Source organism: Amycolatopsis sp. NPDC054798 (assembly GCF_053611505.1).
In genome coordinates this window covers 1-1,742 of record NZ_JBSHAM010000216.1, presented here as the reverse complement: position 1 = coordinate 1,742, position 1,742 = coordinate 1, and the positions used below count along the sequence as shown (strand labels likewise).

Below are 1,742 nucleotides of genomic sequence, written 5' to 3'. Positions count from 1 at the left end.
GACTCGTTCACATCCGGCGGCAGCACCTTGATCCCCAGCCGGCGACACTCCGACAGGTAGATCGCGGACTTGTCCTTGTTGTCACCCACCGACGTCAGCAGCGCGGCCATGTACTCCGGCGTGTAATTCGCCTTGAGGTACGCGGTCCAGTAGCCGACCAACGCGTACCCGGCCGCATGCGACTTGTTGAACGCGTAGCCCGCGAACGGCAGGATCGTGTCCCACAACGCTTGCACGGCGTCGCCGGAGAACCCGTTGCCGATCATCCCGGCGCGGAAGCCCTCGAATTCCTTTTCGAGGACTTCCTTTTTCTTCTTGCCCATCGCGCGGCGCAGCACATCCGCGCGCCCCATCGAGTATCCGGCGACCTTCTGCGCGATCTGCATGATCTGTTCCTGGTACACCACCAGACCGTGCGTTTCGGCGAGGATCTCGCGCAGCGGCTCCTCCAGTTCCGGATGGATCGGTTCGATGGCCTGCCGGTTGTTCTTGCGGTCGGCGTAGTTGTTGTGCGTGTTCATCGCCATCGGGCCCGGCCGGTAGAGCGCGTTGACGGCCACGATGTCCTCGAACCCGGTGGGACGCATGCGGCGCAACAGGTCCCGCATCGCGCCGCCGTCCAATTGGAACACTCCGAGGCTGTCACCGCGGACTAGCAGCGCGAAGGTCTCGGGGTCGTCGATAGCCAGCCGGTCGAGGTCGATGTCCTCGCCCCGGTTGGCCTTGATGTTGTCGATCGCGTCGCCGATGACGGTGAGGTTGCGCAGGCCGAGGAAGTCCATCTTCAGCAGGCCGATGGCCTCGCACGACGGGTAATCCCAGCCGGTGATGATCGAACCGTCGTCCCTTCGCCACAACGGAATCGCGTCCAGCAAGGGTTCACTGGACATGATCACCGCGCAGGCATGGACGCCCGCGTTGCGGATCAGGCCCTCGAGGCCGCGCGCGGTGTCGAAGATCGTCTTGCACTCTTCGTCGGTCTCGACCAGCGTGCGAACCTCGGCCGCTTCCGCGTAACGCTCGTGCTTGGCGTCGACGATGCCGGACAGCGGAATGTCCTTGGCGGCCACCGGCGGCGGCAAGGCTTTGGAGATCCGGTCCGCGATCGAATACCCCGGCTGTCCGAAGTGGACTCGCGCGGAATCCTTGATCGCCGCTTTCGTTTTGATGGTGCCGAAGGTGATGACCTGCGCGATCCGGTCGGAACCGTATTTCTCGGTGGCGTAGCGGATCATCTCGCCGCGGCGGCGGTCGTCGAAGTCCATGTCGATGTCCGGCATGGACACTCGTTCCGGGTTCAGGAACCGCTCGAACAGCAGACCGTGCCGGATCGGGTCGAGGTTGGTGATGCGGAGCGCGTACGCCACCAGCGATCCCGCCGCCGACCCGCGCCCCGGCCCCACCCGGATGCCTGCCTCGCGCGCATGCGTCATCAGATCGGCCGTGATGAGGAAGTACCCGGGAAACCCTTTGTCCACAATGACTTTGAGTTCGTACTCGGCGCGCTCCCGATATTCGGCAGGCACTCCGTCCGGCAGCCGGTGCTCTAGCCCTGCCATCACCTCGTGATGCAGCCAGGTGGATTCGGTGTGGCCTTCGGGGACGTCGAAGACCGGCATCCGGTCCTTGTGCGTGTACACGTCCTCATACGACTCGACCCGCTCCGCGACCAGCAGCGTGTTGTCCGCCGCCCCCGGAACCTCCCGATCCCAGTACTCCCGCATCTCGTCCGCCGACTTCAG

At 64.6% G+C, this 1,742-nt stretch carries 1 protein-coding gene; it reads right to left on the bottom strand.

The features are described 5' to 3' along the window. Positions 1 to 1,742: DNA polymerase III subunit alpha (gene dnaE, locus ACWGIC_RS44875; protein ID WP_452082057.1), on the bottom strand; the 1,742-nt coding region annotated here is incomplete at both ends.